The organism is Candidatus Thermoplasmatota archaeon, assembly GCA_030018475.1.
In the GTDB taxonomy this organism is placed as follows: domain Archaea; phylum Thermoplasmatota; class JASEFT01; order JASEFT01; family JASEFT01; genus JASEFT01.
This window is the reverse complement of sequence record JASEFT010000062.1, coordinates 1-7,900: the sequence shown is the minus strand read 5'-3', so window position 1 is coordinate 7,900 and position 7,900 is coordinate 1. Positions and strand designations below refer to the sequence as shown.

Below are 7,900 nucleotides of genomic sequence, written 5' to 3'. Positions count from 1 at the left end.
CTGGTTTGTCTCTGTTCGGTTCTTTAAAACCTTCTTCAATGCGTTCAATCCGTTCCTTGTAGTCCTTATCCAAATCTCCATACCACTTGTTCTCCTCTCCCCGACAGGTTTTTAATCTCCTAATTATATCTTCATTGCCGGGGTTCATTTCCCATCACCGGGAAAGGTGTCTGTTTAGGTAAAAGAAAACCTAACGGATACCAAGCCCTACTTTTAGAGAAATCAATTATGTTTTTATACGAGAAAAGTCAATCTGTATCTCCCGATCTGCAATAAGCTAGCCTTTCTTAGCGCTTTTCCTATACTCGATCATTCTGTCTAATACGCCGCCTATACCGAATCTAAAACGCTCTTCAAGTATCAGCAGTGTTATAATTCCTGCGGCGAGCATACAAAAATATCCGTAGCTAGGCCCCCATCCTCCAAGCCCGCCTGAAAGCGCTACTTGAAAAGTCTCAATACCAACGTGTTGGGTTATGTAGATATTGCTACCGTTTGCTACCTCGCTAGCATCTGTTGCAACTGCGCTAGGATAGTAGATATAGAAATATGCAGCAGGAGCAAGTATTATTAAGAACGCAATAAGCTCTACTCCAATACTCCATCTATTACCAATATATTTGAGCTTTACTAAATAACTGCATATTAACGATATCAGCCAGGCAGCTAATGCAAGTACCATTAGTATGAAAGTGTTATTCCACACGTTTACTGTGTTAGGAATGCTGGGTTTTACATCATCATAGCTATATGTATGTATTTGCAATGTAACATTACGAGAGACAACTTTATGAGACAGCAGATACCAAGTTGCTTCTACAGAGGTATTGCCACGAGAAGCTTTGTCATAGTACCAAGGCAGTAACAGCGAAATTATAATAAGTGCAAGCACTACAACTCTAAGAGCCATTAATATATCTATAATTTTTGTCTTCTTTGGTTTAGAGCCTTTAGCTTTTTTCGCCATCTGCTACTTACTATGCATTCTAAAATCAAGTATTTTTCTATGCTCTAGAAGGCTGAATTTTTTCGGTACTTCCAGCTGCGCTCAATAAACTTTGTAGCGCCAGATGATAATCTTCATAACTACTCGCTGAAATTAAATTATCTACGTAATGCTTTAGAAACGCAGCTAGTTCTTTCTCTACTTTAGAGTAGCGCCACTCTATATTTTTAGCATATTCCGGAGCAACTGCAAGTAAAAAAGCATATGCTACAGAGTTAACTTTAAAATCTTTTCTTTTACTTTCGCTATCAATAAATTTCAATATTTTATCAACACCTTTAAGCTTATACATTTTAGCAGCACTATCTGCGAATTGCGCAAGCTCAGGGAGAGCGGTATAGTTAGGAAGACTCGCTAACAGCTCCTTCTCTTTAGCCCTTCTATGCGCAATTCTCAGTAAATTTCTAGGTGATAAATGCTCTTGCCATAGTTCTTCCGCTGCCTCTTTGTCTTGTGCTGCTGCTTCAAGTGCATATTTACCTGCTTGAGACCAGTATTTAGTAAGAAACTCGTGCAGAGATAGCTCGTTTAAGAGCACAGGGCCGCGAAGATTATTTATCATCGCCTCAACCCCTCTACGCTCCTCCGACGAAGGATTTAGTGCGTTAACAAAAGAAATTGTGTCAGTGCCGTAGCAGTTATCAGCAGCAATAAATAATCTTTGCTGGAGCTTTGAGAGCGCGCTCTTCACTCGCTCTGTATAGCTACGTAGTAATGTATAGTCTGTGAGCTTAGCATCGAAATAATCTTGAATAATATCTTCATCTTCAGCAGCTGTTTCGCGAATAACGCACTTAGCGCATTTACTAACGCACTTAGGCTGATAGAGCAATCTAATATTAAAATCGTCATTTGCATTTTTAGCACTGATATATTGTGCAATAACTGCAAAAGTATTTTTCTGAGCGCTTACGCAGCGTTCGCATATCGTTAGAGTTACGTCTGCTGACTTCAAAGTAATTGCCAAACCTGTTTCGCTACTGAGAGTAATTAGATGACTGCAGGCATATTTGTTATCAGATACTTGTTTTAAGCCTAATTCAGAGCAAGCTTGGTTTACAAGCTCTTTAGGAATTCCAGGCACTTTACCTGTACATACCAGCCCACTAGCACATGAATAAACATGTAATTTCTTTCTAGCAGCAATTTCAGCTATAGCCAGTAACCTTAATTTCTGATCGTCATAGTACTGTACTCCGATCAGCTCTTCGGCACGCGCTTTACCTCTTATATAATAAGGTATTGTATCTGTGCCAAAGCGTGCTGTTGCAAGATAATGTAGCTTTTCTGCGTTAGCAACAAGTATGGAGCATGCGTAAGCCCTCGCTAATCGCTTGCCGTGATTAACAAACCAGCTGAGTTTTATATTGTTATCTCTGTGTTTATATACTTTTTCGAGCTGCAATTTTAATTTTTCAAAACCGCATTTTCTACATTTGCCAAAACACTTTGGAATTATCAAACTTGGCTCTTCTTTTAACTTTTTCGCTCTCGCTATGATATTTACCTCTTGCACTCGAGGTGCAGTTTTCATTATGTCTTTCTTTACTACTACATCCTATAAATATCTATCGTAAGTCGTATAAATGAGCACACCGTAATGTTTATAACTTCTCGTATGGATATAGCCAATGAGGTTGAAGAAAGAACGTGATTGCGCTCGCAATAGCCACTCCTGAAAATGCTAAGAAAGCAGAAAAAGTTAAAAAGCCTAAATTTAGAGTGAAAAGCGTTGTTGGCAAAGAGGCTTACGCAGAAGAAGGCGCTGAAAGAATAGGTACTGTAGTAAGAGAAGTTTTATCAGCGGACGGCAAAGTAATAGGGTACGAGGTTGTAGATGAAGAGAGCAAAACCTCTACTTACCTGCCTGAAGAGCAGGTAATGGTCACCAAAAGAGGGCTGATAGTGCAACCTTTGTGGTACACTGAAGCGTTGAAATTCATCCGCAAGCTAGAACTTCAAGAATCTGTCATGCCTGAGGTTAGAGAGTTAGTTAGTGCACCGTTAGAAACTGCTCGAGAGACGCTTTCTAAAATTGATCCTGGTCTTATAGCTCTTGTAGAAGAGGCTAATAAATTCAAAGAATCTATAGAAGCCAAGTTCAGCCAGCTCGAAGCTGAAGCTGGAAAAGTTCGTGAAGAGATAATAAAAGCTGCCTCTGAGCATCTTATTGATAAAGTGCAGCGTAAAGAATTTACTGAAAAAATGCTGGCTTTAAGGAGGCGCGCTCAGTTGCTCGATAGCTCTATCAAAAAGTGCCAAGAGTTGAGTTTAAGACTTGAAGCTTCGCCTTTCGTACTGAAAACCCCGCCGACGGTACCCTCAGCTGTACCGAGCGGTAAAATATCATGCCCTTATATGGATACATGCCCTATCCTTAAAAAGGGCGCACCGCCAGCTGCAGCTGAGGTAGCCAAACCGTTCAGAGTAGTAAAAATGGCTGAAATGAAGAAGAAGCTTGAGTTAGAGGCGAAAAAGGTAGAAGAGGATATGAGGAAGAGACTAATCGCAGAGTTCGGCATAAAGCCTGAAGTGCTTGAGAAATTAGAAGCCAAGCCAAAAGAAGAGCTTCCTGAGAAGAAGGCTAGGAAAGGGCTCTTGGCAAAATTAAGAGCTGCAGAAAAGGAGGAGAAGGCATAGTGCCCCTTTGCGAAATATGCGGTAATCCTAAAAGTAGCACTGACATTTGTGAAATCTGCGGTACGAGAGTGGCTGTAGCAAGAGCTGAAAATTTAGAGAAGTTAAAGTTATTTGATAAAAGAGCAGCGTTACGAAAGAAGATTTTGAGATTTATTGCTACCGGCGCACTCGTCAAAATAGGTATCCTTGTAGCACTTGCAGGTGTAATAATAGCAGTAGCAGCAGCACTGCTCTTTATAATGTTCCATCAAGCTATTCTATTACCGCCTTGAAAATTGCAGACGTTAGTTATTATATACTCAAAACAGTAATAAACTGGTAATACGAAAATGGAGAGCGAAAAAAACAAGTTCGAACGCAGCTAGGGAAAAAGTAGTCGTTGATTTCGAAGCAGTTTTAAACGATTTTAGAGGCGCTTTAGAAAAGGTAGATGAGATAATAGAAAAAGGCAAAAGAATAAGGCAGCGTATAGGGGAATTTGAGATTAGAGAAAAAAGATTGATAGAAAAGGAGAGGGAGTTAAACGCAAAAGAAGAAACGCTAAAGGAAAGGGGTAAAGAGTTAGAAGCTAAAGAAAAGAGCTTAGAGCAGAGGGAGAGGGTTATAGCAGAAGAGTCTGAAAAAATAAAGAAAGACAAAGAGCTCCTTGGAGTAAGAGAATATACTATTTCAGAAAAAGAAAATGAACTTGCAAATATTGAAGGGAGACTAAAAAAAGCTGAAGAAGTTAGAGCCAGAGAATTGAGTTTAAAATCGAATAGCGAGAGCTTAGCTAGACGTGAGCAAGCTATTAAGGAAAGCGAGCAAGCGCTACTTCTAGAGAAAGAGAATCTATCGAAAGAGCGAGAAAAGTTAAGAAACCTTAGAATGGAGCTTGCGCAGCGAGAAGAAAAGCGAATTAAATTGGAAGAAGAGCTTATAGAGAGGGAGCGCGAACTGCTAGAGCGCGAGAGAGCGCTAGCTTGACGAAGCTTTTCAAGCATCTTTTCAAAATCTATGATATAACTGAGCTGGGTAAGTTTTGCAACTCCATAAGTGATGAAAAATATTATCATTGTCTGAATGTAAAATAGGTCTGGTAAAAATAGATAGCAGCAAATTCAATGAGCTTTGGAAAAGGCGAAAAATTTTCAAGTTTGATAATGTAAAATTTTTTGTAATAGGCAAAGAAGATTTGCTCAAGATAAAAAGGCGCTCGAAAAGAGGTAAAGACCAAATAGACGTTTCCGAGCTAGAGAAAAGAGCGTAACGGCGGACAAGCATCTAAAGTCCGAGCAGATAGGCGAAGTGCCGTAATATTCAGAACTTCAAAGTCTTCAATGTTTCTTTTACATGTTTGAGAAACTTACCAAGCAATTTTTCATTTAACACTTCTTGTTTTATAAATATCGCCCTGTCGTCGGCTGTGATCTCAATTGTCGTTTCCTACTTTAAAGTCCTAACTCTTTCAGCTTCTCTTTTGTCGGTATTCCTTCTTTATCCCACCCTCTCGCTTCGTAATAATCGTCAAGCATTTTATCAAGCTCTTCTTTTTTAATGTAAGAGCCTTTACTTTTGCCTTCAAGTATCGGTGTAAATATGCGTTTTGGTAAAGTGTCATCTTTCCTTGTTAAGCCTTCTCTTAAATTGAATAATCTTTTGATATTGTTTATTCTTTCTCCTACTTTCAAAAGCTCATCATTACTAAATTTCAAACCTGTTACTGCTTCTATAAACTGAGGTATCTCTTCCAAAAAGAATATATGGCGCGAGAATTTGCACAAGCCAACAGCATCGTACAGAGACATTAAATCCTCTGTTATCTTTACAGATTCTCCTTTCTTATCAGTTGAAAATCTGTCGATATCTTTAAACTTCCACCATTTGCCTGTTAACTCAACGCCGTAGAAGCCTGAGCGCAAATGGCACGCTCCGCGCGGCGAAGTAGCGAAGCCTAAGCCCATGCCTTTCAAGCCTCGAACATCGTAAGCTGGAGGCTCTAAGCCTTTAACGTGAAGTGCGTAGCTCTCAGCATTCTTGCCGATTTTCTGAGCTGCAATTCTTACACCTTCTGCAAGTACATTACCAATGCTTTCGCGGTTTGCAATTTTCTCTATTATAGTAAGAATAGCTTCGTGATTATCGAAAGTCAGTTTTAAGCCTGCTTCTTTTTCACTAATAATACCTTTCTCAAAAAGTTCCATAGCAAAGCCTATAACTACACCGCATGAAATTGTATCAATGCCATATAGATCGCAGAGCTCATTTGCTTTCGCAAGTACTTCTATATCATCGTTGCCGCACTGACTGCCAAGTGCATATTGCGTCTCATATTCAGGGCCGTCAACCACAGTTCCTTTATATTTACCCTCTTCTATAACAAATAATTTACCGCATGGTTTTATACATGAAAAGCATGCTTTGTTTTTTTTGGAATACTTCGGTGCCCAGTAATACGGAGAAATTGTTTTGCTTCCTTCAAATATTGACGCTTGCCAATTTCTTGTAGGTAAAGTACCGCGCTCATTATTAACCCATTCTAAGAACTCGCCAGTGCCGTAAAGAGTGTCTTCTTTATAAGAAGGATGCTCCAGAATCTTTTTCAAAAATATCTCAGCTAATGATTTTAGTTTGTCTGGCTCTGCAATTTCCAAGCCTTTAGTCCCTCTCACAGCAATTGCCTTTAGGTTCTTACTCCCCATTACTGCGCCCATACCAGTTCTTCCTGCCTGGCGCTCTTCGCAGCAAACGCAAGCAAACTTAACCAGATTTTCACCGCCAATACCAATGCAGGCAACTGTAGCTTTAGGATCAGCTTCTTTCTTTATCAGCTCAGCAGTTTCTCTTGTATCCTTACCCCAGACATGCTCCGCGTTTTTTATTTCTATATTATCATCGTTGATCCACAAGTAGCACGGCTTTTCAGATTTGCCTTTGATTATCAAGCTATCATAACATGCATATTTTAGTTCGTAGCCAAAAGCGCCGAGCATTGACTGCGCAAATGCATTTGTTAAAGGCGATTTAGAATAGAAGCCTGTCTTACCTGCAGTAGGAACAGGTGTGCCTGTAAATAAGCCTGGCGAAATTACGAGAATATTTTCTAGCGAGAGCGCTTGTGTTTCTGGCTTGAAATTTTCATATAATAATTTTACTCCGAAGCCATCGCCACCAAGATATTTTTCGATGAACTCTTTTTTGGTTTCTTCTGTAGAGATTTTGCTAGTAGTCAAATCGACTTTGAGTATTTTACCGCCGTAGCCGTACATTTTCATCTTTCATTCCTCCAAATATCTTAGATCTTCTCTATTCTGAGCTCTGCCTAGCCTCTTTAGTGTAGCGATGTGAAGAGCCTTAGGAATTATATATAACTCAACACCTTTAAATTCAACTATAGTTTTGTTTTCCCATGCATGCTCAAAATCTTTGAGTTCCATATCTGCAAGCATGTCTATTTCCCAATCATTTGTAAAAGATGTGCCACCCACACCAAGAATCTCAGTTATATCGTCAATCTCAGGTCTTAATCCTAATTCTTTTAGAGCGGTAATTACTTTTTTTAAATTACCCATAGTGGGCATAACAGTTATATCTATGTCAGCAGTGGTTCTTGGCACTCCATATAAGATACTTGCTAAACCACCAACTATAAGATATTTAACCTGCCTCTTATTCAATTTTTTAAATATCGTCTCTAATTCTAACAATCTTAGCACCTTTTCTGAGCATTTCTATTTGATTTGCAATCTCTAACCTTTTTTCAGGTGCAAGTTTTTTGAACCATTTTGCAAGTTTCTTTTTACTATGCCAGCTTTGGTTGCTAACTTTTACCATTTTTTCACCTTATCACACCTTCTTTACCACACGATGGGCATTTAACCTTGAACGGTTTTTCTTTTTTCTCTACTGTAAATGTTGATTTGCACTGGGGGCAGCGGATGGTAAGTGTAGGTATTTGAGGAGGGATTAGTTCTGGTTTTGGCGGTATTTCGGGTTTGGGGATGGCGGCTCTTCTTCTCAAAAGGAATACTGCTATGATTATTCCGGCAGCAACTGCAACTCCTATCCCAAGAAGGTAAAACATGTTAAAGCCCCTAGGCAGCTTACTTATTTCTATTCCCTCTTGATAAGGCTTTATGAGCCAAGGATCGTAGAGTACATTACCGCTTACCTTGTCGCCGCTTCCGGATCCCACACCGCTTGGCCCATCTGCAGAGCCCCACCAGTTGTAGGTTGCATTGACTTCATCTACTAACCCCAGTAGTGGGATATGGT

The 7,900-nt window shown here is 39.6% G+C and carries 10 protein-coding genes; 4 read left to right on the top strand and 6 right to left on the bottom strand.

The genetic code is table 11. The annotated features are described in order from the left end of the window. Positions 1–277 precede the first annotated feature (277 nt). Together QMD21_06935 and QMD21_06930 are read right to left on the bottom strand one after the other, a co-directional pair. Entirely contained in the window at positions 278–967 is a 690-nt protein-coding gene (locus QMD21_06935; protein MDI6856494.1) for a hypothetical protein, read from the bottom strand. Positions 968–1,004: 37 nt separating this feature from the next. Beyond that, complete coding sequence (locus tag QMD21_06930) at positions 1,005–2,540, bottom strand: hypothetical protein (protein MDI6856493.1); 1,536 nt, start codon at positions 2,538–2,540, stop codon at positions 1,005–1,007. A gap of 116 nt (positions 2,541–2,656) precedes the next feature. On the opposite strand from QMD21_06930, the gene QMD21_06925 reads away from it, so the two are divergent. From QMD21_06925 to QMD21_06910, 4 genes are all read left to right on the top strand, one after another. Further along, the gene (locus QMD21_06925; protein ID MDI6856492.1) at positions 2,657–3,646 is read left to right on the top strand and encodes a hypothetical protein; all 990 of its coding nucleotides are present in this window, start codon (positions 2,657–2,659) and stop codon (positions 3,644–3,646) included. Beyond that, the gene (locus tag QMD21_06920; GenBank protein ID MDI6856491.1) at positions 3,646–3,918 is read left to right on the top strand and encodes a hypothetical protein; all 273 of its coding nucleotides are present in this window, start codon (positions 3,646–3,648) and stop codon (positions 3,916–3,918) included. The genes QMD21_06925 and QMD21_06920 overlap by 1 nt, the downstream gene beginning before the upstream one ends. 226 nt (positions 3,919–4,144) lie before the next feature. After that, positions 4,145–4,612, top strand: a complete 468-nt coding sequence (locus QMD21_06915) for a hypothetical protein (protein MDI6856490.1) — start codon at positions 4,145–4,147, stop codon at positions 4,610–4,612. An 88-nt stretch (positions 4,613–4,700) separates the two neighbouring features. Continuing rightward, complete coding sequence (locus QMD21_06910; GenBank protein ID MDI6856489.1) at positions 4,701–4,895, top strand: hypothetical protein; 195 nt, start codon at positions 4,701–4,703, stop codon at positions 4,893–4,895. Between the two features lie 181 nt (positions 4,896–5,076). Here QMD21_06910 and QMD21_06905 read toward each other — a convergent pair whose 3' ends face one another. From QMD21_06905 to QMD21_06890, 4 genes are all read right to left on the bottom strand, one after another. Then, positions 5,077–6,894: an aldehyde ferredoxin oxidoreductase family protein gene (locus QMD21_06905; GenBank protein MDI6856488.1), complete on the bottom strand. Its 1,818-nt coding sequence runs from the start codon at positions 6,892–6,894 to the stop codon at positions 5,077–5,079. A gap of 9 nt (positions 6,895–6,903) precedes the next feature. Continuing rightward, positions 6,904–7,332, bottom strand: coding sequence for a hypothetical protein (locus QMD21_06900; protein MDI6856487.1), 429 nt, complete (start codon positions 7,330–7,332; stop codon positions 6,904–6,906). After that, positions 7,307–7,459, bottom strand: a complete 153-nt coding sequence (locus tag QMD21_06895) for a hypothetical protein (protein MDI6856486.1) — start codon at positions 7,457–7,459, stop codon at positions 7,307–7,309. The genes QMD21_06900 and QMD21_06895 overlap by 26 nt, the downstream gene beginning before the upstream one ends. Positions 7,460–7,463: 4 nt before the next feature. Continuing rightward, positions 7,464–7,900: hypothetical protein (locus QMD21_06890; GenBank protein ID MDI6856485.1), on the bottom strand; the 437-nt coding region annotated here is incomplete at its 5' end.

Coding starts and splice junctions, on each gene's coding strand:
- QMD21_06905 (MDI6856488.1), bottom strand. CDS start 6,894: ATGTACGGCTACGGCGGTAAAATACTCAAAGTCGATTTGACTACTAGC.
- QMD21_06930 (MDI6856493.1), bottom strand. CDS start 2,540: ATGAAAACTGCACCTCGAGTGCAAGAGGTAAATATCATAGCGAGAGCG.
- QMD21_06895 (MDI6856486.1), bottom strand. CDS start 7,459: ATGGTAAAAGTTAGCAACCAAAGCTGGCATAGTAAAAAGAAACTTGCA.
- QMD21_06935 (MDI6856494.1), bottom strand. CDS start 967: ATGGCGAAAAAAGCTAAAGGCTCTAAACCAAAGAAGACAAAAATTATA.